Genomic DNA, 25,617 nt, shown 5'->3' on the forward strand with positions numbered 1-25,617 from the left:
TTTTAAAAATAGAAAAGAGGAAAACCTATGAGTTCAAAAATGTTGCACACTTGCCTTCGTGTGGAAAACTTAGAAAAGTCAATCGCTTTTTACCAAGATGCTTTTGGTTTTGAAGAAAAACGTCGGAAAGATTTTCCAGACTACAAGTTCACGATTGTTTATTTGGCCTTGCCTGGAGATGACTATGAGTTGGAATTGACTTACAATTATGATCATGGTCCATATGTCATCGGAGATGGCTATGCTCACGTTGCCTTGAGTACTCCTGATTTGGAAGGTTTGAATGCAGAACACAAGGCTAAAGGCTATGAAGTGACAGAACCAAAAGGTCTTCCAGGAACACAGCCGAATTACTATTTCGTTGTAGATCCGGATGGATATAAAGTAGAAGTCATTCGCGAAAAATAAGAGGGACTAAAAACAAGGGCCGCTGTCGGCGACGACAGTCGCCCTCTTTTTATGAAACCATTTACAAAAAAGGAATGTTTTTTCGAAAGAAATTTGCTATAATAAAGTTATGAGATTCAAACACACGAAAACTATTTTATTAATCATTACAAATCTCCTTTTACTGAGTCTTTTGTATATTGGCTATCAAAAGATTCAAAGGGTTCGTGAACAAAAAGCCTATCAGGATCAGTTTGCCAAGGTCACCCAACTCGAGAAAAGCTCTGAAAAAGGGAAAGATGTTCAAGTTCAGGAAGGGATTTTAGGAACTTCTTATGTGACGGCTTATTATCCTACTAAAGATGGACAGCCTGTTGAGATTGTGAAAGAGAAGATCCAAGAAGACCTTCAGCGTCTAGGATCCGATGAGAAAACCAAAGAGCCAAAGCATTTGACCTTCTACCATAGTGAAGAAGCAGAAGCGCCTTTTGTCGGCTATCACCCTATCCAAATCAAGCGGGCGGAGTATCAGTACAAAAAAGGGAAATTCATCAAAGATGAGACGGTGAAGTTGCCCCTCTTTTACTTGGATGATGACAGTAACCCTCTGACCCTGAGCCAAGTTTTTGCGGATCCAGATGGAGCCAAACAGATCTTTTTGCAGGAATTACGAGGGAATCTAGCCTTTCGTCAGTTGGATGAGGAAAGCATTGATCAAATGGTTGCCCACTTCTCAGAGTTGGATTTGAGCCAATGGGAATTCCAATATGAAAAAGGAATTTTCACTATTCCATTTCCAACCAAGGTTAAGGGAGATGATACCTTCACTGTTCCCTTGTCTAAATTCTATGACGTGATTGATACAGAGCGCTTGCTTCCTGATGATCTAGCTTCTTACCAATCCTATATTGAAGAACGCCACCGTAAGATGATTGCTCTGACCTTTGATGATGGACCAGATCCAACCACGACTCCTCAGGCACTAGCCATCTTAAAGAAATACAATGCCAAAGCTACCTTCTTTATGATCGGAAAAAATGTCAGTGCGAATCCGGACATTGCTAAGCAAGTCCGCAAAGAAGGTCATCAAATTGGGAACCATACTTGGGATCACCCTCAATTGCCAAAATTGAGCTTGGATAATGCTAAAAAAGAAATCTTGGATACCCAAGAAGCTATTCAAAAAGCGACAGGTGTGCAGACCAAGATTACCCGTCCTCCGTATGGAGCTATCAATAACGCTATCCAATACGGTGTCGACCAATCCTTCATCATGTGGGATGTAGATAGCCTAGATTGGAAGACACATAATACGACGGCTATTCTCAATGAAGTGAAAAAAGAAGTCAAACCGGGTTCGATTATCCTCATGCATGATATCCATCAAACCACGATTGACGCTCTACCGACCGTCCTTGACTACCTCAAATCACAAGGCTATACCTTTGTAACGGTGGATGAATTGTTGGATTATCAACTTGAAAGTCATCGCATCTATTACAATGGAAATTAACGTAAAAATCCTCTGCAGTTCATTCACTAGCAGAGGATTTTCTTATTCGTTTAAAAAGAGTTCTGAATTTTTTAACACCAGTTCACGGACAGAAGCGTATTTTTTTAAGGATTTGAGTTCTTCTGGGTGGGTGATAAAGGTAATCACATAGCCCTCACGCCCCATTCGTCCTGTTCGACCGGCTCGGTGGGTATAGGTTTCCACATCACGAGGAATATCGTAGTTAATCACACACTCAAGATGTTCAATGTCGATTCCACGAGCGACCAAATCGGTGGCCAGCAAGAGGGTTAGCTGATGGTCTTTGAAGCGCTCCAGAATGACCTTGCGGTATTTGACATTGACATCGCTGGCGAGCGATACGGCTTCGACACCCCGGTATTGTAGTTTTTCTTCAGCACTCCCCAGATCAGATAGGCTATTGAAAAAAGCCAGACCACGAAAATCTTCGACATAGGCGAGTTTGCGGAGCAATTCGACCTTGTCCCGCTTATCCACTTGCATATAAAAATGTTGGATATTGTCCAAAGAAACTCCATCAACCGAAATGCGAAGAGTATTTTCTTCTAGCTGGTCTGGATCGACCTTGGCTGTGGCGCTCATATAGATATATTGGTGGTCACGGGGAGCATAGTGGCTGATCTTGTCGACGAAGTGGTACTGAGAATCGCTCAGTAATTGGTCGAATTCATCTAAAATGATGGTTTCCACATTCATCATTTTGATCTTTTTCAGCTTGATCAGTTCAAAGATCCGACCAGGCGTCCCAACCAGGATTTCGGGTCCTTTTTTGAGGCGTTCGATTTGCCGTTTTTGACTAGATCCTGAAAGGAAGAGTTGTGTCTGGAGACCGAGAGGCTCTGCCCATTGTTTGGTGACATCAAAAATTTGTCCTGCTAACTCTGTGTTAGGAGCCAAAATCAAGAGTTGTTGGGCCTTCTTCGGTTTGAGTTTGAGCAAGCTCGGAAAGAGGTAGGCGAGTGTCTTACCAGTACCGGTAGGACTGATCCCGAGGACATTTTCTCCTTCATAGATAGGGGAGAAGATCTGTTCCTGAATTTCAGTGAATGTATCAAATCCGAGTGTTTCTAACTGGTCTTTCCAGCTTTGTGGAAATTGTTCTTTCATTCTTTTTCATCCTTAAATTGTATTCCAGCGCTTTGACGCATCTGGTAGAGGGTTTCATGGACCTGCTCAGCTGTTTGTAACCATTCAAGATAAGCAGCTGGCTTTTGATAAGCGATGGCAAGGGCAAAGGCTTCCGCCTCTTCTTGCATTTGGTGTGGGCAGGACTGGATCGGAAGGTCGATAACTTCCCCAGAATGGCTGACGAAGCGAGCCTGGTTGATGGCTGCTACAGCATTGAGAGTCAGCGTTCCAGTCTTGGTGTAGATTTCAGCAGGTAGATGGCTGGTGATATTTTTCCCTGCCTGAATGGCAACCCGAAACTCTGGATAAATCAAGACACCTTGACCATAGAGATCAACCGAATTGGGTAATTGCTGAGCGGTGTAGTGACTGGAGATCGGTTCTCCAAAGAAGCCAATCGCCAAGTAGAGGCAGTAGACACCCAGATCCATCAAAGCTCCACCTGCATAGACATCTGAGAAAATATTGGGAATCTCACCTGCAAGAAGGGCTGGCAATTTGGAAGAATATTTGGCAAAGGTGAAGTTGGCGCCCAGTATTTCCTGATTAGAGAGGAAGTCTTTAACTACTTGAAATGCTGCTTCTTGGTAATTTCTGGCAGCTTCAAAGAGATAGACCTGGTGCTCCTTAGCGAGCTTGACCAGTTCCTTCCATTCAGAAGGCTTGGTCACAGCCGGTTTTTCAATGATGACATGCTTCTTGGCCAGAATAGCAAGCTTGGCCTGAGCGAAATGAAGAGAATTGGGGCTAGCAATGTAAATCACATCCAGCTCACTGTCTAAGAAGTCGATGAAATCCGTGTAGCAAGAGACCGCCCCATAAGGCTCACAAAACTCTTGAGCTGTCTTCATCTTTCTCGAATACACAGCATGCAAGTGATAGTGGCCTGTCTGATGAGCAGCTGTAATAAATTCATGTGAAATCCAACTCGTACCAATAATTCCCAGCTTTAACATAAGGTGTCCTTCCGTAATCGATTCACTCTATTATACCATGAAAAGGGGGAGGGGACAGTATAAAGTAGAAAATATGCACTGATTATTGTATAATGAAGTGATATGCTTAGAAGGGAAAACAATAGGATTGAGAAATTCAGAATTACTGATCATTATTCCTGCTTATAATGAGAGTGGAAATATTGAAAAAACAATCAAGATGATTGAAGAACATACACCTGAATTTGATTATGTCATTATCAATGATTGTTCTACAGATCATACACTTGAAATTTGTCGCAATAACAACTTTAACGTTATCGATTTACCGATTAATTTAGGAATTGGTGGTGCTGTCCAGACTGGTTATCAATATGCAGTTAAAAATGGCTATCAATATGCTGTTCAAGTGGATGGAGATGGTCAGCATAATCCTGAATTTATCAGAAAGATGCTTCAAGTCCTTCAAGAGAAGAATGTGAACATGGTGATTGGCTCTCGTTTCATTGAAAATCAAGGTTTCCAATCCTCCTTCGCGCGACGGATTGGAATTTCATTTTTTGAAAAATTAATTAAGATTTTAACCGGTCAAAAGGTAACAGATCCAACCTCAGGATTGCGGGTGGCTGATCGAAAAGTGATTGAAGAATTTGCTAAACAATATCCAAGTGATTATCCAGAACCAGAGACGATTGTGTCCCTCTTAACCTCAGGCTATTCCGTTGCAGAAGTACCCGTATTAATGAACGAGCGAGAACACGGAGAATCATCGATTACATTCAGTAAGTCTGTTTACTATATGATCAAAGTGACAATGGCAATGCTATTGGCTAGAATTGGTGGAGGATATAAGAAATAACATGTTAAATATTTGGTTAACCCTTATTGTAATTATTTTTATCGTTTATATTCTACGCCTAGTTGCAAAGAAAGTCGTTGAACTGAGAAATGTCATTTCTTGGCTCATTCTTTGTTTGCTATCGTTGCCAGTCATTTGGTTTCCTAATTTGATTGGACAGGTATCAAAAATGTTAGGAATTCAAGTTCCAAGCAATCTAATCTTTTTCTTAGGCTTCTGTTTACTTGTCTATTTAAACTTCTCTTTGACTCGGATTACCTCAAAACAATCCGTTCAAATTCGACAATTGTCTCAGAAAATTGCATTACAGGTAAAAGAGCATGAAGAATAATCAACCTGTTTCAACGGAGAAGGTGTATTTTTGGAATCTGTTAGGGAACTTGGCATTTGCTGGATCATCTGTACTATTTACATTGATCGTTACACGCATGACCTCGCCAATGGAAGCAGATTCCTTTAGTCTTGCCTATGGGATTGCTGCGATTCTAGTAGTAGTGGGCATGTTTCAAGTTCGAAGCTACCAAGGGACAGATGTTCTCTTTAGACACTCCTTTACCAGTTACAGTATTGCCAGATGTCTCTCTCTCCTACTCATGATGGCGATCTTTTTTCCTTACCTATTTGTTTCAGGAATTGACCTACATGAGAGTTCAAAAATTGCGATTATTGGCTTATACGTTCTATTTCGTATGTGTGAGGCAATTTCAGATCTTTTCCAAGGATTGTTTCAACGTCACGAACGATTAGATATCGCTGGCAAATCAATGACCATTCGGTATTCTTTCAGCACGATTCTTTTGTTGGCATTTTTGCTTATTACAAAGTCATTAACACAATCATTGCTTTACTTAGTTGTTTTAAACTTTATCTTTGTATTTTGTTATGATTATGTAAAATCAAAAGAATTTGAAACAATTGATTTCTCAGTAAAAGATCTCAAAAGAGACCTATTTGATGCGATCACTATTTTAAAGAATTGTATTCCTCTCTTTATCAGTGGATTTTTACTAGCTTATATTTTCAATGAGCCTAGAATCGCGATTGACTCTGAAATTAGATTGGGACACTTTATTGCAGGGACACAACGGGACTTTAATATTTTGTTTATGCCTGTGTTTTTTATGAGTCTCTTTATTTTAATTCTTAGACCCTTAACAACGCAATTAGCGATCTTATGGAAGAATAAAGAATTGAAAAAATTTGATGCCATCATTGCGAAGATGTTTGTCATTGTTTTGGGTGTCGGCTTGGTATTAACTGTGCTAGCTTATTTGATCGGGACGCCGATATTAAGTCTTGTTTTTGGTTTACCTTTAAACCAGCATAGTACTACCCTAGCCATCCTTGTTTTTTCTGGAATTCTGTATTCTATTGGGATTGTTTTTGGGGATGTCATGACGGTTATTCGAAGACAAACGTATCTATTACCTGTGTATTTATTCATGTTTATAGCTTCCAAATTGACAAATAATGATTTGGTACAAAAAATGGGACTTCTAGGTGCATCTTTAAGCTTTTTCATTGTGATGTCCGTTTATTTTAGTGGAAGTTTACTTGCTTATTTTATTGCAAGCAAAATAGAAAGGAAGGGCTATGCTCGTTAATCAACAACATACTTGGGTGATTTGTGCTTATGGAGAAAGTGAGTACTTAGAAGCTTGTATTCAATCCTTGAAGAAACAAACTCTCCAATCACAGATTATCTGTTATAGTTCAACACCGATGGATTCGATCAAGGAACTTTGTCAGCGTTATGCTATTCCATTTTACACCAAGCAAGGTGGAGGAATTGGGAAAGATTGGAACAATGCCATGTCTTTCGTAGAGACGAAATATGCTACCATCGCTCATCAGGATGATTATTATGAGCCGGAATATGCTGAGAAAGTTTTGTCTAAGATGGAAAAGCATTCGGATGTGTTAATTGGCTATTCTGATTATTTTGAAGAAAAAGACGGTCATAAAATTCCTGCGAATACAAATCTGAAGATCAAAACCTTGATGTTAAAAACTATGAATCTTTTTCCTGCTAGTCACTTTTGGCGAAACCGTGTGATGGCTTTTGGAAATCCTATTTGTTGTCCAGCTGTTACCTATAATCGTGAAAATTTGAAGAATTTCTATTTTGATGAAGGGATGAGAGTGAGTTTGGATTGGTACGCATGGTATAAGATCAGCGAGTATAAAGGTCGCTTTGCTTATGTATCTGACAAGCTCATGTGCCACCGTATCCATGGAGAGTCTGAAACATCAAAAACGATTGCAGACAATACGCGTAGTAAAGAAGATCTATACATGTATGAACTCTTCTGGCCTAAATGGATGGCCAAGTTATTGATGAGACAATATGTGAAGAGTCAAAATTCGAATAAGTAGGAGAAACTGATGGGATATTTTGTTGATAGTTATGAGCGAAATAAAAAGTATTTAGTAGCTTTCGCAGTTTTGGCCTTTTGTATTGCAGTGATTTATACAAAGCGCTTAGTAGATTTTCCTAAAATTGGTGTAGCGTTATTTGTTGTATTGGCTTTTTTCATTTTTCTTTTACCGAAGAAGAATGTTGGGACCTTCCTTGCGATGCTCATTGGTGGTCTGTCCTTTGCTTTTATTACACCCGTTTTGAATACGCCAGATGAACAAGTTCACCTTTCAAGAACGATTCATATTGTGGAAGGCAACGTCAATATGGGAAATAAAAACATCCATATTACGGAAGATTACTTTGATGTTTATAAGAATTTCAAAAAACCATTTACCAAATCTTCTTTATTTGAAGAAGGGCAGACGACCAAACAAGTGAAGTTTGGGAAAGAAACGGATTACAGGGCAACCAACTCATATTGGTTTATTGGTTATATCCCTCAGGCTCTTGGATTTGGGATTGGAAAATTTTTGAATTTGAGTGTAGGAGTCTCCTATTATCTTGGTCGAATTTTTAATGTCATTGCTTACTGTATTTTAGCTCTTATTGCTATTAAATTAAGTGGGAAAGCGAAGCAGTTGATGACAATGGTAGCGATGTTTCCAATGAATCTGGTTCTAGCTGCTTCTTATAATCAAGATAGTGTAGCCTTAGGTTTAACCTACATCATTATTGGATTGTTTTTGAACTATGTGACGGATGATGAAAAAGTAGTTAAAATAAAGGATTTATTGCTTTATGCTTTCCTTTGCGTGATCCTTGTAACAATGAAGCTTCCTTATGTCTTGCTTGTAGGATTATTGCTATTTATACCGAAAAAGAAAACGCAATGCAAAAACTACTATCTCATTTCTCTCGCTTTGATTGCTGCAGTCTTTGTCTTTACGATTTTTTGGTATGTTCTTACCCAGCAAGTTCGAATTGAGAACTTTAAACTAGATGGAGCGGATGTGAAGTCTCAGGTGATTAGTATCATTTCGAAACCTCATTGGTATCTTCCAGTGATTTTGAAGGAGATGCTATTATCAGTCAGTCATTTGAATCAACTCTATACATTTGGTTGGTTAGATTTGTCGATGTCAGAAGTCCTTATTCCAATTTATGCTCTTTATAGCTTGATTACTTTTTCAAATTTTGGGAAGATCAAACTTCCAAAAGTATCAGTAGTAGGAGCAAGTTTAGTTTCTTTCGCAATTATTGGTTTAATTTCTTTGACCTTGTATCTGACCTGGACACCAGTTGGAAATTTTGAAGTTTTAGGAGTTCAAGGCCGATATTATTTGGGTGTTGTTGCTCTTTGTCTACCAGTTATTTGTAGTTTATTTAAGCAAAGAGTTCCAGATGAACAAAAGTTCTCTGATCATTTTGTAGTACAAAGTAGTCTCATTATTTTATCTCTAACATTACTACAAACCATCTCTGTTTTATATTCTGCAGTTTAATTAAAAGACTAAAATAAGTTATTACTAGGGGAAACCCTAGTTTTTTGTTACAATAGAAAGTGAATAAGTCAAGGAGTAAGAGATGACCATATCAGTTGTAGTCCCATGTTTTAACGAAGAAGAATCAATTCCATTGTTTTATCGAGAGATGGAACGTGTTCGGATGAAGATGGGAGAAAAGTTTGAATATATTTTTATAAATGATGGCTCTTCAGATGGTACACTATCTGTTCTTCGAAAGCTACATGTTACAGATTCAAGTGTGCACTACCTTTCTTTTTCTCGAAATTTCGGGAAAGAGGCGGCGCTGTATGCTGGACTTGAGCGTACTAGTGGTGAATATGTGACAGTTATGGATGTAGATTTGCAGGACCCACCGGAGTTATTGATCGAAATGAAGCAGAGGTTGGAGGAACAGCCGGATTTAGACTGTGTCGGAACGAGACGCGTAACCCGTGATGGGGAACCACCGATTCGCTCTTTCTTTGCACGGATGTTTTATAAATTGATCAATCATATTAGCCAAGTGGAAATGGTTGACGGGGCGCGTGATTTCCGTTTGATGCGCCGTCCCATGGTCGATGCTATCATGGAGTTATCGGAGTACAATCGTTTCTCAAAAGGGATTTTTGCATGGGTAGGATTTGAGACAGAATACCTCGAATATAAAAATGTCGAGCGCGTGGCAGGAGAGACGTCATGGAATTTTTGGTCCCTCTTTAAGTATTCGATTGAAGGGATTGTCAATTTCTCGGATGCACCATTAAACATTGCCTTTATTGGTGGACTGTTATCTTGGATTTTGGCCTTTATCATGATGATTTTGATTGTAATCCGCACCTTGGTCTTTGGGGATCCTACTTCAGGTTGGCCATCCCTCATGACAGTGATTCTTTTCCTGGGAGGGTTCCAATTATTGACCATCGGGATTTTAGGGAAATATATTGGTAAGATCTTCATGGAAACCAAGAAACGTCCAATCTATGTTATCAAAGAGAAAAGTGAAGAATGAAGAATATCCTAAGTATGAGTCTTGCTGCTAAGCAAAAGATAGACAGATTTTACGAGGGAGTTGATCGGCTCCTCGATAAAATCAATCAGTTGGATATGGTAAAAGTGATCCGCAGTCATATTGACCGGCTTATAGATGTTTTCAACCAAATCAGTAATAAGTTGGTCTACCTATTACTAACTTCCTATGCGCTCATTTTTACATTTGTATCCTTCAATCTGATCAATTTTCAAAGTCGCTCATATGACTATGTCTTTCATTTATCCCGCATTGTCGGCTTAGCAGAGTCCATTGAGCATTGGGATTTACTCCCCAATCTGAATTTTTTATTTGCATTCGGTACGGGATATGCTTCTCCTATGTTTTATGGAAATTGGCAGTTTTATCCGTCAGCCATCGTTTATATGATGACCAACGATGGAAATCTTGCTTATTCTATATTTGCATTTTTGATCACTCTTGGTACAAGCCTAACAAGTTATATTGTTATTTCAAAAATAGTAAAAAATAAGGTGACTGGTATAGTAGTGGCCTTGACCATTCCTTGTTATTACACCTTATTTGGTTTTGGAATGACCATGGTAGTGCCACTTGTCCCAATTCTTATTTATTCTATTTATCGAGTGCTCTACTTAAACAAAAAGAACCCTCTCTATTTAGGGATTGTAGTAGCGCTTTTAATTCAAACCCATATTTTATCAACGATCATATTAGCAATTTTTTCTGCGGTATTTTTATGTTTAAATTATAAAAGGATCACACTGGAAAAGATTATCTCTTTTGTATTTTCTATCTTGTTTGCCTTATGTTTATCGGCAGGATACATTTTTCAATATCTGGAACAGGTTTCATCACAAAAATTTTTCTTCACATGGACAGCGAGAAATTTTCCTGTCAATGTGAAAGATACCTTTTTGGTTCCTTTTCCATTTCAAGCAGATCGATATGGTTTTTATAAACCTTTCACACCATTAGAGTGGCCGATCCATCAATTCGTACGAGATGGCCTATTCTATGCGAGTATGATGGTGATCTTATTTTATCGCCGTCTAGGGAGTTTAAGTAAAACCATATTTTGGACTTGTTGGATCTTATATTTTTCTGCAACGAGTCTTCTGCCTTGGAATTCCGTATTGAAATACACTTTTTTAGGGAGTATGCAGTATTCAGGGCGTCTATTGTTTTTCATTCCCCTCTTGTTCCTATTCTTTCTTGCTGTAACAAATAGAAATGGATTTTTCTCTATTGTCTTATGCATCTTGAGTTTAACTTTCTATTTCAATCATGTTGTCCCTCAATTTGATACCTCTTCAAAAAACTATAAACAGATGCGGGATGATAATAAAAAGAATGAAAAATTACTGAAATCAGTATATAGAGGGGACAAATCAAAATATATTGATCCTGTAGGTGATGAATATTATAATCTTGATATCAATAACCAAGATATACGCTTACCACAATTTACAGAATTTCAAACAGCTAAGGATGTAAAAATATCAACTATTAAAAAGAGATACAATCTTTTAGAATTCGATATAGAGGTTCCTGATGATAAAAAAGAAACAACTATTTCTATACCAATGATATGGTACAAAGGATATCGCGCAGAATATTCTAAGGGTGCAGAAGGTTCTCAACCTGTGTTGAAACAGCGTGCTTTTACCGAATCAGAATTAAAAGAAAATAAAAAAGATCGGAAACCAACTGTCTCAGAAAAGGTTTTAAATAACGGAAAAATTTATTTATCTATTCGAAATTCTGGCCATGTCAAAGTTTCTTATCACAAGACATTTATACAGAATCTTGGTTTCATGATAGAATGGATCTCTTGGATACTGGTATTCTTTATTTTTAAGCAGAAGTATTCAAAAAATAAGGAGCAATTCCCATCTTAAAAAGCAGAAAACTTCTGCTTTTTTTGCTATAATGATAGGGAAAAAGCATTTGAAAGGAATTTAACATGATTTTAATTACAGGTGCAAATGGTCAACTTGGAACGGAGCTTCGCCATTTGTTAGATGAACGAAATGAAGAATATGTAGCTGTTGATGTAGCTGAAATGGACATCACAAATGCAGAGAAAGTAGACGAGGTATTTGAGGAAGTAAAACCAACCTTGGTATATCACTGTGCTGCCTATACAGCTGTTGATGCGGCAGAAGAAGAAGGAAAAGAGTTGGACTATGCCATCAATGTGACTGGTACGGAAAATGTAGCAAAGGCATCTGAAAAGCATGGTGCAACCTTGGTCTATATCTCAACCGACTACGTTTTTGACGGTAAAAAACCAGTTGGACAAGAATGGGAAGTAGACGATCAACCAGATCCTCAAACTGAGTACGGTCGTACCAAACGTATGGGAGAAGAATTGGTTGAGAAACATGTTTCCAATTTCTATATCATCCGTACAGCTTGGGTCTTCGGGAACTACGGTAAGAACTTTGTCTTCACCATGCAAAACCTTGCCAAGACTCACAAAACACTTACGGTCGTTAATGATCAACATGGTCGTCCAACCTGGACACGTACTCTTGCAGAGTTTATGACTTATTTGGCTGAAAACCGTAAGGAATATGGTTATTACCACTTGTCAAATGATGCGAAAGAAGATACAACTTGGTATGACTTTGCAGTTGAAATCCTCAAAGATACGGATGTAGAAGTGAAACCAGTGGATTCTAGCCAATTCCCAGCTAAAGCGAAACGTCCACTGAACTCAACAATGAGTTTGGCAAAAGCGAAAGCTACAGGATTCGTTATTCCAACTTGGCAAGATGCCTTGAAAGAATTTTATAAACAAGAAGTGAAATAAGAGAAATTTGAAGCGGCCCTTGAGGGTCGCTTTTCTGTTTGGATTAGGCAAAAAGCCTAGAAAATGGTATAATTGAATAGACTGTAAATGATTTGAAAGGGAACTCTATGCAACATGTTTTTATTATCGGAAGTCGTGGGCTTCCGGCTCAATATGGCGGTTTTGAGACTTTTGTGGACCAATTGGTTTCGTATCAAGTGTCTCCAGATATCCAGTACCATGTTGCCTGCCTTTCTAATGATCAAGCTTTTCAACATTTTGACTACAAGGGTGTCGATTGTTTTACCATTAAAGCCCCTAAGCTTGGGCCTGCGCGTGTCATCGCCTATGATATGATGGCCATCAACTATGCCTTGAAGCTTATTAAGAAACAAGGAATTGAACAGCCGATTTTTTACGTCTTGGGCAATACAATCGGAGCCTTTGTGGCGCCTTTTGCGCGCAAGATCCATAAGATAGGCGGACGATTTTATATCAATCCAGATGGACTGGAGTGGAAGCGGGCCAAGTGGGCCAAGCCGATCCAAGCCTATCTCAAGTATTCTGAAAAGATCATGACGCGCCATGCTGACTTGGTGATTTCTGACAACCCGGGTATTGAGTCTTATATCAAGGAAGCCTATCCTTGGTCCAAGACGACCTATATTGCCTATGGGACGGACTTGTCTCCAACCAGCCTAAGTAGTCAGGATAATAAGGTCCGAGAATTCTATCACAAGTGGCAGACTCAGGAGAAAAACTATTACCTAATTTTGGGCCGTTTTGTCCCAGAAAATAATTACGAGACCGCCATTCGTGAATTTATGGCCTCTTCCACCAAAAGGGATTTGGTGATCATTTGTAACCAGGAAGGCAATCCTTATTTTGAGGAGCTCCGAGATTGTACTGGATTTGATCAGGATCCACGCGTCAAGTTTGTAGGAACGGTCTATGACCAAGACCTGTTGAAGTATATCCGTAAAGAAGCCTTTGCCTATATCCATGGTCATGAAGTGGGCGGAACCAATCCGGGTCTCTTAGAGGCTCTTGCTCACACGGATCTGAATTTAGTTTTAGGAGTCTCCTTTAACCAAACGGTTGCAAAGGACACAGCTCACTATTGGACTAAAGAAACTGGAAATTTGGCGCATTTGATTGATCAGGTCGATCCTTTAGAAGATGTATCTGAATGGGGTCAACGTGCCAAGGCCAATATGAAGCAAAACTTTACCTGGGAAAAAATTGTAGGTGAGTACGAGGAATTATTCTTATCATGAAAGTAAATATCTTGTTGTCCACCTATAATGGTGAACAGTATCTAAAAGAGCAGGTCAAAAGTATCCAAGACCAGACTTATCAAGACTGGCAACTCTTGATCCGAGATGATGGGTCGACAGATGGTACGGTGAAGATTATTCAAGAGTTGGTGGCCCAGGATGAGCGCATTCGTTTTATCAATCAAGGAGCTATCGAAAATCTCGGTGTTATCAAGAGCTTCCATGCGCTTCTGAAATACGAGAAAGCAGATCTTTATTGCTTCAGTGACCAAGATGATGTCTGGCTTCCTGAAAAAATTGCTCTTCAAGTAGCAGAAGCGGCCAAGCACCCTCAAGAAATGCCTTTGCTGGTCTACACCGATTTAAAAGTAGTCGATGAAAACTTGAATGTTCAGCATGAGAGTATGATTCGCACCCAGTCTGATCATGCCAATACAGAATTGATTCAAGAGTTGACGGAAAATACGGTAACTGGCGGTGTAGCCATGATTAACCACGCGCTGGCTGACTTATGGACGGGTCAAGAAAAACATGCACTTCTTATGCATGATTGGTATTTGGCCTTGTTGGCAACTGCATTTGGGAAGCTCATCTATATCGATCGGCCAACAGAATTGTACCGTCAGCACAGTAGCAATGTTCTGGGGGCTCGTACCCTTAGAAAACGGGTTAAAAATTGGGTTCGCCCTCATATTCTTTTTGCTAAATATTGGAATCTCATTGAGTCCAGTCAAGAACAAGCAAAAAATCTATTGGATCTGCCTGTCAGTTCCCAAACTAAAGAAATCATTGAAAACTTTGTCACCATTATGGATGTTTCACTAAAAGAACGTTTGAGACGGATTCGTCAGTACGGTTACCGGAAGAACCGGGCTTTTCATACGGTTGTGTTTACCAGCTTGATTCTGACAAAGTTTGCATATCGAGGTAAAAAATAATGTTTGACGTTTTTAGTCAGAAAAATCGAATTTTATTAAGAGAATTAATCAAAACAGACTTTAAATTACGTTACCAAGGATCAGCAATCGGTTATCTTTGGTCGATTTTAAAGCCCCTGATGACCTTTACGATCATGTATATTGTCTTCATCCGATTCTTACGCTTGGGTGGAGATGTGCCCCATTTCCCAGTTGCCCTCTTGTTGGCCAATGTAATCTGGGGCTTCTTCTCAGAAGCCACATCTATGGGGATGGTGTCGATCGTTAGTCGAGGCGACCTATTGCGGAAGTTGAATTTCTCCAAACATATCATCGTCTTGTCTGCGATTTCAGGAGCAGCCATCAACTTTGTCATTAACCTGGTTGTTGTCTTAATTTTTTCATTCTTTAATGGGGTGACATTCTCTTGGACAGCTTTGATGGTGATTCCGTTGTTCTTTGAGTTGTTCTTGATGGCGACAGGATGTGCATTGATCTTAGCGACATTTTTTGTTCGTTTCCGTGACCTAGGTCAAGTCTGGGAAGTACTCCTGCAAGCCGGCCTGTATGCGACGCCAATTATCTATCCGATTACCTTTATTGCAGACCGCAATCCATGGGCTGCTAAGTTGGTCATGATGAATCCTTTGGCTCAAATTATTCAAGATATGCGTTATTTCTTGATTGATAAGGCCAATACCCCTGTCTGGCTTTTGGTGGAAAATAAGTTCTTGGTTTTGATTCCTTATGTTTTACCAATTCTTATTTTTGTTGCTGGCTTTGCTTACTTTAACAAACATGCTAAGAAATTTGCGGAGATTCTCTAATGATAGATAAACAAATTGCAGTAAAAGTAGACCATGTCAGCAAGTACTTTAAGTTGCCAACAGAGGCGACCAATAGTCTTCGAACTGCCCTGGTCAATCGCTTCAAAGGAATCAAAGGCTATAAAGAACAACATGTGCTTAAGGATATTTCTTTTGAAGTAGAAAAAGGAGACTTTTTCGGGATCCTCGGAAGAAATGGTTCTGGAAAATCGACTCTCTTGAAAATTATTTCTGAAATCTATGTGCCAGAAAAAGGCACCGTCACCATCGATGGGAAACTGGTGTCCTTTATTGAGCTTGGAGTGGGCTTTAACCCAGAACTGACAGGTCGAGAAAATGTCTATATGAATGGAGCTATGCTGGGTTTCTCGACAGCTGAAATTGATGCCATGTATGATGATATCGTAGACTTTGCTGAGTTGCATGAATTCATGAACCAAAAGCTTAAGAACTACTCATCAGGCATGCAGGTTCGTCTAGCCTTTTCGGTTGCCATTAAGGCCCAAGGCGATATCTTGATTTTGGACGAGGTCCTTGCAGTAGGAGATGAGGCCTTCCAGCGCAAGTGTAACGATTACTTCCAAGAACGCAAGAAATCAGGGAAAACCACGATTCTCGTTACCCATGATATGGGAGCCGTCAAGAAATATTGTAACAAGGCTGTTTTGATTGAAAATGGATTGGTGAAGGCCATTGGTGATCCTTTTGACGTTTCTGATCAATATAGTTTTGACAACTTGGAATCGAATTCACATCATCATGGAGATGAAGATGAGGGCTTGGTCACAACGGAAGTTGAAGATTTTACAGCTAGATTGCTTTCTCCTAAGAAAGTAACTCCTGATGATGAGGTGGTGATTGAGTTTTCATTTAATCTATTAGATGAGTCTGTTAATCCTCATATAGCCTTTTCATTTGTTGATATTTCTACTGGGAATGGACTGTATAACGATAATTCCATGGATGTTCCATTATCTGGTGTCGGACCTAAAAAAATCACTTATAAATGTAAGTTGCCGTACTTTAATCATGTGAAGTTAAGACTAGTAGCATTTTTAAGAGATGAAAATCAAGAAAACTTAGCAATATTGTCAACAACGAACCCTCCAGTCTTTTCAATAGATCGGGTAGTCGATCGAACAAATCGTTCGGAGTTGGATTCTTCGACTGGTTTGTTGATCCGTCAAGGCAAGTGGGAATAATTTCTTTGGTGTAGGCTATGAAAATTTTATTTGTATCTCCTGTTGGAGCCATGTTTAGTGGAGCAGAAGTATCAATCGTGAACCTAATGAAATTGTTGGTTCAGCAAGGTCACGAAGTTTATAATGTGATACCGGATAATGCCCCACACATTGATAAAGACTATCTCCGTCATATGGATACAACTGGAATTAAATTATTTCAGTTAAAAAACAATCAGTGGTGGTGGCCTGAATCTAAGACGCTGAACATTTCAGAGTTAGAAATCCAAACTTCTCAACAAAAGAATATTGAGGAAGTAAGAGAAATTATCCGGAATGAACAGATCGAATTGGTCATTTCGAATACAGTCAATGTTTTTCAGGGGGCCATTGCAGCTGCATGTGAACAGGTCAGACATTTTTATATTATTCATGAATTTCCTTTTGGCGAGTTCGGTTATTATAAGGACCTGATTCCCTTAATTGATGATTTGTCTGATAAAATTTTTGTAGTAGAAGGGGAATTGTACCACACTCTAACGAATTATTTTACGACTGACAAATTGATTCCGTTTATTCCCTATACAGAAGTTCAAGAACGTCCTCTTAAGAATTCTACTATTTCTCGTTTTGTATCCATCGGTGGGATTAACGAACGAAAAAATCAGCTTGAGTTGCTTGCAGCCTATAATCACTTAAATCGGAAGGAGATCGAACTGGTCTTCATCGGAGGATGGGATGAGCAGTACAAAAAGTTGATGGATGACTATATTCAAACGCATCATCTAGATCGTGTGACTTTTGTTGGTTTTCACTCGGATCCATGGTCCTTGGTGACAGATAAAGATATCCTCGTCTTGCCTGCTAAATTAGAAACATTTTCTTTAGTATTTGTGGAATCAGTCCTCAATGGAGTTCCGGCAATCATTTCCGATAATTTAGGTCATTTGTCTTCCAGTAAATTTTTAGAATCTGGGAATTTATATCCACTAGGAGATAGAGATCTACTAAGTCAACAAATGGCTACAGTGATTGAGAATTTTGATAGCTATAAAGAAAAACAATTACTGGATCAAGAACTCGCTCGAAAGAAATATAATCTCGAGTCCATCTATGCTGTTTTTAAAGATAACATTGAAGTAGAAACGCCAATTGGTAACCAAAAGCTTTCCTCTAAGTATGCTCGATTTTTGGGCATGAAATTCAATAATCGTGATCTCGAAGTAATTGGTAAATCTCAGGTGGTGATTTCAGCTTCACACGATGGACTTCACTCAGCCTACCATGAAATATCAAAAGAGAGGATGGAAAATAAGGGCTCTATTATCTTCCAGCTTGAAAAGGAAAAGAGTCTAAAAATATTACTTTCAGAATTTCCGGGATCCTATAAAAAATTGTCATTGATTGCATTGGAGGATCAAAGAGAAATTCCTCTTGTAACTTCAAACGGAATTGATTTCGAGGATGTTTTGGTTTTCTTTAATACCCATCCACATATTCTTTTTGATCTTTCGAATAGTTCAGGTAATCAATTTCAATTCTCCTATGAAAAAGAAAGTGACGAAGAATTTAGCAGACACCTATTCAACTTACATGAGAATTATAAAAAGTTATCTCATGAATACAATTCCATCATCCATTCTCGCCGTTGGACCATTCCAACAAAGATCTTGAAATTCTTTAGAATAAGGAAATAATATGCAACGTTTACTTTTATATGTTCACTACAATAAGTTTAATTTTATTAGTGGGCATGTACTTTACCAATTAGAAAAGATTCGTCCCTTGTACTCACGAGTGGTCTTTATCTCCAATAGTAAGCTACCAGAAGATGTGAAGTCTAATTTAGTAGCACAGCATCTGGTGGACGATATTCTAGAGCGCCAAAATAGTGGCTTTGACTTTGCGGCTTGGCGGGATGGAATGAAGACAGTCGGCTTTGACCAACTGGCTCATTTTGATTCGGTTACCCTCATGAATGATACCTGCTTTGGACCTCTTTGGGATCTAGAACCAATCTATCAGCGGTTTGAAAATGATACTGAAGTGGATTTCTGGGGAATGACCAATTACCGGAAAGACAAGGATTTTAACGAGCATATTCAGAGTTATTATCTTAGTTTTAAAAAACAGGTGCTGACATCTAGTGCCTTCCATGAATTTTGGCAAGGTGTTCAGGACTTCACCAATGTTCAAGATGTGATTGATAACTATGAAACCAAGGTCACAACGAATTTCTTGGATGCAGGTTTTCACTATAAGACGGTCTTTGATACCATTCATGAAGACACCACAGGGATGCTCTATCCGGACTTTTCTTACTACAATCCTACAGCGATTCTCAATCATAAGGTTCCTTTCATCAAAGTCAAAACCATTGCAAACAATGAAGGAATTATGCCTTATATTTTCGACGAGTTGGAGCGTGTATCGAACTACCCATTAGACTTGATTCTCAACCACATGTCTATGATTGATCGTCCGGACTATCCTTATCTCTTGTCTCGTAAGTACTTGAAAAACCAGGAATTAGCTGGAGACTTCGGTAAAAAAGTTGCGGTTCATCTTCATGTCTTTTATGTGGACCTCTTGGAAGAATTTTTAGATGCTTTCCAAGCCTTTCATTTCGCTTATGACTTATGGATCACGACAGATGTAGAAGAGAAGAAGCAGGATATTGAACAAATTCTTTCTAATCGGGCACAAGATGCGACGGTTGTGGTGACTGGAAACATTGGACGGGATGTATTACCAATGTTGCTCTTAAAAGAGCAACTCTCTCAATATGATTATGTTGGTCATTTCCATACCAAGAAATCCAAAGAAGCAGATTTCTGGGCGGGTGAATCTTGGCGAAAAGAATTGATCGAGATGTTGGTCAAGCCGGCTGATCAAATCCTGGCCAATATGGAGGCTAATCCAAAAGTCGGAATCACTATCACAGATATTCCAACTTTCTTCCGTTACAATCGAATAGTGGTTGCCTGGAATGAGGCTCTTATTTCACCAGAGATGAACAAGCTCTGGGAAAGGATGGGAGCGACCAAGACGATTGACTTCAAGAATCTCAATACCTTTGTCATGAGTTATGGGACCTTTGTTTGGTTTAAATATGATGCTTTGAAACCACTCTTTGATTTGAATTTGACAGCAGCAGATGTTCCAGCTGAACCTCTACCTCAAAATTCGATATTGCATGCGATCGAACGTTTGTTGATCTACATTGCTTGGGATCAAAAATATGACTTTAGGATCTCTCAAAATCCTCATGTCCTGACACCATTTATTGATAATAAGCAATTGAACAATCGTGAAGATCTCCAACCGCATACCTTTGTGGACTTTAATCAAATTGGGGGGATCAAAGGAGCCTTGAAGTATATCGTAATCGGTCCTGCAAGAGCTGTGAAATATATACTAAAAAGAATGATAAAGAAAGTGAAATAATGAAACGGAAAAAAGAGTTTAATTTTAAAGAATTTATCCTCTTAGCATTATCGAAAGTCTCAAGAACTCAGTGGTATTATGGGGTTACTTTCGTTCTATTTTCTTTTTTTAATTTTTACCTAGCTCAGAATAATCTTGCAGTTCATAACAAAGCAACAGGAACTGTCCTACAATATGTTAATTTTTTAGGAATTCTATTTGGAATTAGTTTCTTGCTATTAATTCCAATATTATCCCAGTTCAATTTTAAAAAATGGTTTCCTCTTAAACTGATTGTCAGTTATTTGGTCTACAATACCCTTTCTTATTTGACAGAAATCACGATTTATTTGAATAATCCAAAATACAAGGTTTGGAATTTTGATCAGAATCCATTCTTTAGAACGGATTCCTTCCTTGTCATTTTCCTTCTGTTTGCTTCTACAGGTGGTTTGGTTCTATTGCGACAGCATTATGATAAGCTACCAAGTCGGAAAAAAGGAGGAGAAGAGATTGGCGAGAACTATCAGTATCTGGTCTTGTCGCAACTCTTGATCACCTTTATCGTAACAGACAAAAATTTTTCGACCCTGATTTACAGGACAGATAATTTTTTGTATAAGGCCTTTGAAATTGGCAAATACTCAGCTCAGCAATTTTGGTTAACAAATGAATTCTTATACATTCTCTTTCCATTGATTTCCTTACTTGGCTTCTTATATACAAAGGGACAACGAGATTTCGTCAAGAACAAACCGAGTTTCTCTTTAGTGTTCTTCTCTAGTACCACTATTGCAATTGTATTGAATTATTTTATCCAATTCAGTTTAGGTCGAACAGAACCCTTCTTAGGCGTTCATTACACGATTCCAGATGCCATCTTATTTCAAATTCTCATTCTGACAGCGATACTTATCTTTGTTTACATTTGTATCAATCAATATTGGATTGCTACCTGTCTCATTTCCATTGTTTCCATTGCTTTTGTAGTTGCAAATTCCATCAAGTTTGGCATGAGGAATGAACCAGTTTTACCGAGTGATTTAACTTGGTTAACCAAGCCAATGACGCTTTTGAGCTTTATGGACAAAGCGCAAATATTTTACATCTTTTTATTGGTGGTCTTTCTGGTTTGTCTACTGATTGTCGGGAAAAAGTACCTCTTTAAAGGAAGAATTATTTCTTCATGGAAAATACAAATCGGAGCTATTGCAGTGATGCTCTTATGCTTTAAGAGTGTCAATGGGATATTCAGTGATAAAGAAAACGGGAAGATCAAGGATAATGTACCAATTATTAGCACCCTGAACAATTACCAAGATATTAATTGGCTAGGGAATACGACCAATGCTCGTTACAAAGGATTGTCTTATGTTTGGATGAATCAATTGACGACGGAGGTTGTTCCAAAACCGGATGGTTATTCCAAAGAACGTCTTGAGAAAATAGCCCAAAAATATACCAACTTGTCTAATGCGATCAATAAGGAGAGAAGTAACTACTTAAACGATCAAACGGTCATTTATATTCTGAGTGAAAGTTTTTCTGATCCTAGAAAAGTCGAGGGAGTTGAGCTTACGCAAAATCCGATTCCCAATATTGAGAACATCATGAAGACCCACACGAGTGGGCAAATGCAATCGGATGGATATGGTGGCGGAACTGCAAATATGGAGTTCCAGACTCTTACAGGTTTACCATTCTATAATTTATCACAAACTGTATCTGTCTTGTATACGGAAGTTCTTCCTAAGATCCATGATGTGCCGTCTATCAGTAATGCATACTCAAAAAAGAATAAGATTGCTGTTCACTTGGCAGGTAAATCGAATTATTCTCGGGATATCGTGTATTCGAGATTGGATTTCAAAGATTTTATTACGACGGATACAAAGGGAATCAAGTACAGAAAAGAAGGAATTAGTCCGAGTGATGAATCCACCTATAATATTGTGTTGGATAATTTAAACGATAGAAACGGACAATTCTTTTCTGTGATGACCATGCAAAATCATACTCCATGGTTAGAAGCAAATCCAGAAACCTTGGATGCAAAAGGTAAAGGGTTTAGTGATGAAGAAAATTCAAAACTGACTTTCTACAGTCGCTTGCTTTCACAAACCGACACCGCCACCCAATCTTTCCTGGAAAGTCTTTCTAAAATAGATAAGAAGATTACAGTGGTATTCTATGGAGATCACTTGCCAGGTCTTTATCCTGAGTCCGCCTTTAAGAATAATCCGGAGAGTCAGTATCAGACAGACTACTTCATTTGGAGTAATTTTGATGCACCGAAATTGAACTATCCTTTGGTCAATTCAAGTGATTTCTCTGCTATGGTCTTTGAACAGACCAATTCAAAAGTTTCGCCTTACTATGCTTTGTTGACGGAAGTGCTGAAAAAAGCAAGTGTCGATAAAAAGGCCCTAGAAGGAGAAGCACAAGAAATTGCAGAGGATTTGAAAATGGTTGAATACGACTTGATTAGTGGGAAAGGTTACCTTTCTAAAGACTTCTTTAAAGTTCCAACTAATAAATCCAATTAAAAGGAGAGCAAGCAGTTAAAAATCTTTGTGATTTTGGCTGTCTGGCTCCCTTTTTTTTGTTTTTTATGCTAAACTATTAGATGGGGGTACGCTCATGATTAAGATATTTGGAAAGGTCCATTATCATTGGCAACCGGACTTATCTATTCTTGTGACTTATTGGTCCATTGCAGTGATTCCGGTCTTTATTGGACTGGCCTTGATGTATGAGAGCTCTAGTGTGCCAACGCTAGTTTTGTTTTCGTTCTTTTTATTTATGGTCTTGCTCGCGATTGGGGTCCATCGTTACTTCACGATCTATGAGGATGGGATCTTGCGGATTATTACTGCCAATCCTTTTACTCCAATCAAAGTGAAGATTGACTCGATCGAAAAGGTCGAAGTAAATAAGAAATCGATCAAGCTCATATTTAATGATGGATCGCGCAGTCGAACATTCTGTATGCGTAAATGGCCGAAAAAATACTTTATCAATGCACTTGCCTTAAATCCTTATTTTAAGGGAGAAGTAATCCTGACGGACAATTTCATCCATGTGGATTACTACGAGATGTATTATGCAAACAAATAAAAAGCCCTCTTAATCTTTTAAGAGAGCATGAGTGGGGCATTCTTTAATAGCCTCGAGAACATCGTTTGTGACAGGGACTTCCTTTTCAAGGAGGTCGTCCTCTTCAGCAGCAAATTTAACGATGCCATTGTCATGGTAATCAAATAATTCAGAATAGGTCTGACAGAGACCGCAAGCGATGCAACGATCTGGAATTAACGTAACTTTCATACTTCTATTGTAATGATTTTTACGAGAAAAAACAAGGAGGAAGTCATGGCAAAAGAACCATGGGAAGAAGATATTTACGATGATGGAGAAGAAACATTGAAAAGAACGAGTAAGTTAAACGGAATCAAGGCAGACCGTCTATTGACGATTTTAGCCATTATTTTCTTTGTAGTAGTAGTGGCGATGGTCTGCTTGTTGATTTTCCTTTCAACAGGTGGCAGCAACAAATCAAAACAAATGTCTGGTTTCTACAATGGAGAGACTAAGGTTGAACAGAAATCATCAGCCCCTGCATCACAAACTGACCAAGCGGCTAAAGACGATAGTTCAAAAGATGAGAACTCTGAAGAAGGTACGATCACTGTTCAAGCAGGTGAAGGGGAAGCAGCGATTGCTGCGCGTGCTGGTATTTCCATTGCCCAATTGGAACAGTTAAATCCTTCTCATATGTCTACAGGATCATGGTATGCGAATCCTGGTGATGTCGTTAAGATTCAGTAGGAGTTGAGGACAGCATGAAACAAATTCAAATTGCCATTGATGGACCGGCTTCTAGTGGAAAATCCACAGTCGCAAAGATCATTGCCAAGGATCTAGACTATACGTATCTAGACACGGGAGCTATGTATCGTGCAGCGACTTACCTAGCTTTGCAAAATAATCTGACAGCTGAACAGGTTGATGACCTCTTAGCCCTTTTAGATCAGTATCCAATTAGTTTCGGTCGTTCAGAAGAAGGAGAGCAGCTTGTCTTTGTAGCAGACGTGGATATTACCCACCCAATTCGCGATAACCAAGTGACCAACAATGTTTCATGGGTTGCAGCGCTTGCGCCAGTCCGTGAAAAACTTGTCGCTCTACAGCAAGAAATTGCAGCAGAGGGGGGCATCGTTATGGATGGACGCGATATTGGGACGGTCGTCCTTCCACATGCAGAGTTGAAGATCTTTTTGGTTGCTTCGGTTGAGGAGCGGGCAGAACGTCGTTATAAGGAGAATGTTGAAAAGGGCATCACAGCGGATCTTGAATTGTTGAAAAAAGAAATCGCTGAGCGGGACTATAAGGACAGCCACCGTGCCGTTTCTCCTTTGAAACCTGCAGCTGATGCCATTCATTTTGACACAACGGGTGTTGGAATTGCAGATGTTGTTGCCTTTATTGAAGAAAAAGCAAAAAAACTTCTTGACAAAGAATAAAAAACTTGATATCATATAAAAGTTGAGAAAAGCAGAAGTGAGAACTTCTCGCCTTGTGACGCAAGTTGCCTGGCCCCTACGGATCAAGTTTCAGAAATGAAATACATCATGTAGTTCGGGCCTGTTTTGCAGGTCCGTTCTTTGTTTTTCTCGAATAATAAAAAAGAGGTGAAAACCATAGCAAAGCAAGACTTATTCATCAATGATGAAATTCGTGTACGTGAAGTTCGCTTAATCGGTCTTGAAGGTGAGCAATTGGGTATCAAACCACTTAGCGAAGCGCAAGCACTTGCGGACGACGCTAATGTTGACTTGGTTCTCATTCAACCTCAAGCTAAACCTCCTGTTGCGAAAATTATGGACTACGGTAAGTTCAAATTTGAGTACCAGAAGAAGCAAAAAGAACAACGCAAAAAACAAAGCGTTGTGACCGTGAAAGAAGTTCGTTTGAGCCCAGTGATTGACAAGGGTGATTTCGATACAAAACTTCGCAATGCTCGCAAATTCCTTGAAAAAGGAAATAAAGTGAAGGTATCCATTCGCTTTAAGGGTCGTATGATTACCCACAAAGAGATTGGTGCTAAAGTTTTAGCCGACTTCGCTGAAGCTACACAAGATGTGGCGATCATCGAACAACGTGCTAAGATGGATGGACGTCAAATGTTCATGCAATTGGCGCCAGCAACTGACAAGAAATAATCTGTCAGAAAGTTAAAAAAAGGAGAAAATATCATGCCAAAACAAAAAACACATCGCGCATCAGCTAAACGTTTCAAACGTACAGGTTCTGGTGGACTTAAACGTTTCCGTGCTTACACTTCTCACCGTTTCCACGGAAAAACTAAGAAACAACGTCGTCATCTTCGTAAAGCATCTATGGTGCATTCAGGAGATTTCAAACGTATCAAAGCAATGCTTACTCGCTTGAAATAATCGCGTATTCGTAAGTAAAG

The 25,617-nt window shown here is 39.0% G+C and carries 25 protein-coding genes and 1 other annotated feature; of the genes, 22 read left to right on the plus strand and 3 right to left on the minus strand.

Translation table 11 applies throughout. From position 1 onward, the window contains the following. The first annotated feature begins 27 nt into the window (after window positions 1-27). Complete coding sequence (gene gloA, locus GMC92_RS00880) at window positions 28-408, plus strand: lactoylglutathione lyase (protein WP_003006623.1); 381 nt, start codon at window positions 28-30, stop codon at window positions 406-408. Between the two features lie 109 nt (window positions 409-517). Then, window positions 518-1,900 (plus strand): polysaccharide deacetylase family protein, encoded by a 1,383-nt coding sequence (locus GMC92_RS00885; RefSeq protein ID WP_155199470.1) that lies wholly within the window; start codon window positions 518-520, stop codon window positions 1,898-1,900. Between the two features lie 42 nt (window positions 1,901-1,942). Here the strand turns inward: GMC92_RS00885 and GMC92_RS00890 are convergent, their stop codons facing one another. Next, entirely contained in the window at window positions 1,943-3,028 is a 1,086-nt protein-coding gene (locus GMC92_RS00890) for a DEAD/DEAH box helicase (protein ID WP_155199471.1), read from the minus strand. Beyond that, window positions 3,025-4,005, minus strand: a complete 981-nt coding sequence (locus tag GMC92_RS00895; protein WP_155199472.1) for a Gfo/Idh/MocA family protein — start codon at window positions 4,003-4,005, stop codon at window positions 3,025-3,027. Before GMC92_RS00895 ends, GMC92_RS00890 begins: the two co-directional genes overlap by 4 nt. Before the next feature lie 127 nt (window positions 4,006-4,132). Between GMC92_RS00895 and GMC92_RS00900 the strand changes: the two genes are divergently transcribed. The 16 genes from GMC92_RS00900 to GMC92_RS00975 all read left to right on the plus strand — a co-directional run bounded on the left by GMC92_RS00900 (window position 4,133) and on the right by GMC92_RS00975 (window position 23,258). Beyond that, window positions 4,133-4,843, plus strand: coding sequence for a glycosyltransferase family 2 protein (locus GMC92_RS00900; RefSeq protein WP_049472007.1), 711 nt, complete (start codon window positions 4,133-4,135; stop codon window positions 4,841-4,843). A gap of 1 nt (window position 4,844) precedes the next feature. Beyond that, entirely contained in the window at window positions 4,845-5,174 is a 330-nt protein-coding gene (locus tag GMC92_RS00905) for a DUF2304 domain-containing protein (protein WP_031574209.1), read from the plus strand. After that, complete coding sequence (locus GMC92_RS00910) at window positions 5,164-6,447, plus strand: lipopolysaccharide biosynthesis protein (protein WP_118398503.1); 1,284 nt, start codon at window positions 5,164-5,166, stop codon at window positions 6,445-6,447. The genes GMC92_RS00905 and GMC92_RS00910 overlap by 11 nt, the downstream gene beginning before the upstream one ends. Further along, a complete protein-coding gene (locus GMC92_RS00915) occupies window positions 6,437-7,219 on the plus strand; it encodes a glycosyltransferase family 2 protein (RefSeq protein WP_118398506.1) in 783 nt (260 codons plus the stop codon). Before GMC92_RS00910 ends, GMC92_RS00915 begins: the two co-directional genes overlap by 11 nt. A 9-nt stretch (window positions 7,220-7,228) precedes the next feature. Further along, window positions 7,229-8,707 carry a DUF2142 domain-containing protein gene (locus tag GMC92_RS00920; protein ID WP_118398509.1) on the plus strand — a complete coding sequence of 493 codons (1,479 nt, stop codon included), beginning with the start codon at window positions 7,229-7,231 and terminating at the stop codon, window positions 8,705-8,707. An 82-nt stretch (window positions 8,708-8,789) separates the two neighbouring features. Beyond that, window positions 8,790-9,719, plus strand: a complete 930-nt coding sequence (locus tag GMC92_RS00925; RefSeq protein ID WP_125826272.1) for a glycosyltransferase family 2 protein — start codon at window positions 8,790-8,792, stop codon at window positions 9,717-9,719. Continuing rightward, complete coding sequence (locus GMC92_RS00930; RefSeq protein WP_118398515.1) at window positions 9,716-11,617, plus strand: hypothetical protein; 1,902 nt, start codon at window positions 9,716-9,718, stop codon at window positions 11,615-11,617. The genes GMC92_RS00925 and GMC92_RS00930 overlap by 4 nt, the downstream gene beginning before the upstream one ends. A 65-nt stretch (window positions 11,618-11,682) precedes the next feature. Then, the gene (gene rfbD, locus GMC92_RS00935) at window positions 11,683-12,534 is read left to right on the plus strand and encodes a dTDP-4-dehydrorhamnose reductase (RefSeq protein ID WP_061590794.1); all 852 of its coding nucleotides are present in this window, start codon (window positions 11,683-11,685) and stop codon (window positions 12,532-12,534) included. Window positions 12,535-12,641: 107 nt separating this feature from the next. Continuing rightward, complete coding sequence (gene cps2T, locus GMC92_RS00940; protein ID WP_061590795.1) at window positions 12,642-13,790, plus strand: beta 1-4 rhamnosyltransferase Cps2T; 1,149 nt, start codon at window positions 12,642-12,644, stop codon at window positions 13,788-13,790. Continuing rightward, on the plus strand, window positions 13,787-14,728 hold the full coding sequence (locus tag GMC92_RS00945; protein ID WP_155125106.1) for a glycosyltransferase family 2 protein: 942 nt from the start codon (window positions 13,787-13,789) through the stop codon (window positions 14,726-14,728). The genes cps2T and GMC92_RS00945 overlap by 4 nt, the downstream gene beginning before the upstream one ends. Further along, window positions 14,728-15,534 carry an ABC transporter permease gene (locus GMC92_RS00950; RefSeq protein WP_003003247.1) on the plus strand — a complete coding sequence of 269 codons (807 nt, stop codon included), beginning with the start codon at window positions 14,728-14,730 and terminating at the stop codon, window positions 15,532-15,534. The genes GMC92_RS00945 and GMC92_RS00950 overlap by 1 nt, the downstream gene beginning before the upstream one ends. Beyond that, window positions 15,534-16,736 carry an ABC transporter ATP-binding protein gene (locus GMC92_RS00955; protein WP_155125105.1) on the plus strand — a complete coding sequence of 401 codons (1,203 nt, stop codon included), beginning with the start codon at window positions 15,534-15,536 and terminating at the stop codon, window positions 16,734-16,736. Before GMC92_RS00950 ends, GMC92_RS00955 begins: the two co-directional genes overlap by 1 nt. A gap of 17 nt (window positions 16,737-16,753) precedes the next feature. After that, window positions 16,754-18,412: a glycosyltransferase family 4 protein gene (locus tag GMC92_RS00960; protein WP_155125104.1), complete on the plus strand. Its 1,659-nt coding sequence runs from the start codon at window positions 16,754-16,756 to the stop codon at window positions 18,410-18,412. Window position 18,413: 1 nt separating this feature from the next. Continuing rightward, a complete protein-coding gene (locus GMC92_RS00965) occupies window positions 18,414-20,162 on the plus strand; it encodes a rhamnan synthesis F family protein (protein ID WP_125826278.1) in 1,749 nt (582 codons plus the stop codon). Continuing rightward, on the plus strand, window positions 20,162-22,687 hold the full coding sequence (locus GMC92_RS00970) for an LTA synthase family protein (RefSeq protein ID WP_155125103.1): 2,526 nt from the start codon (window positions 20,162-20,164) through the stop codon (window positions 22,685-22,687). Before GMC92_RS00965 ends, GMC92_RS00970 begins: the two co-directional genes overlap by 1 nt. A gap of 94 nt (window positions 22,688-22,781) precedes the next feature. Beyond that, on the plus strand, window positions 22,782-23,258 hold the full coding sequence (locus GMC92_RS00975; RefSeq protein WP_023917814.1) for an EbsA family protein: 477 nt from the start codon (window positions 22,782-22,784) through the stop codon (window positions 23,256-23,258). 9 nt (window positions 23,259-23,267) lie between these two features. Here the strand turns inward: GMC92_RS00975 and GMC92_RS00980 are convergent, their stop codons facing one another. Then, window positions 23,268-23,468 carry a ferredoxin gene (locus tag GMC92_RS00980; RefSeq protein ID WP_003006690.1) on the minus strand — a complete coding sequence of 67 codons (201 nt, stop codon included), beginning with the start codon at window positions 23,466-23,468 and terminating at the stop codon, window positions 23,268-23,270. 45 nt (window positions 23,469-23,513) lie between these two features. On the opposite strand from GMC92_RS00980, the gene GMC92_RS00985 reads away from it, so the two are divergent. The 4 genes from GMC92_RS00985 to rpmI all read left to right on the plus strand — a co-directional run bounded on the left by GMC92_RS00985 (window position 23,514) and on the right by rpmI (window position 25,597). Then, window positions 23,514-23,969: an SAG1386/EF1546 family surface-associated protein gene (locus GMC92_RS00985; RefSeq protein WP_129824181.1), complete on the plus strand. Its 456-nt coding sequence runs from the start codon at window positions 23,514-23,516 to the stop codon at window positions 23,967-23,969. Window positions 23,970-23,983: 14 nt separating this feature from the next. Then, complete coding sequence (cmk, locus tag GMC92_RS00990; protein ID WP_031574170.1) at window positions 23,984-24,664, plus strand: (d)CMP kinase; 681 nt, start codon at window positions 23,984-23,986, stop codon at window positions 24,662-24,664. Between the two features lie 23 nt (window positions 24,665-24,687). Next, window positions 24,688-24,816, plus strand: a sequence feature (ribosomal protein L20 leader region). A 16-nt stretch (window positions 24,817-24,832) separates the two neighbouring features. After that, on the plus strand, window positions 24,833-25,363 hold the full coding sequence (gene infC, locus GMC92_RS00995; RefSeq protein WP_003003721.1) for a translation initiation factor IF-3: 531 nt from the start codon (window positions 24,833-24,835) through the stop codon (window positions 25,361-25,363). A 33-nt stretch (window positions 25,364-25,396) separates the two neighbouring features. Next, window positions 25,397-25,597, plus strand: coding sequence for a 50S ribosomal protein L35 (rpmI, locus tag GMC92_RS01000; RefSeq protein ID WP_001125942.1), 201 nt, complete (start codon window positions 25,397-25,399; stop codon window positions 25,595-25,597). Window positions 25,598-25,617 lie beyond the last annotated feature (20 nt).

It is taken from the genome of Streptococcus parasanguinis (assembly GCF_009717775.1).
GTDB classification, from domain to species: Bacteria; Bacillota; Bacilli; order Lactobacillales; family Streptococcaceae; genus Streptococcus; species Streptococcus parasanguinis_AG.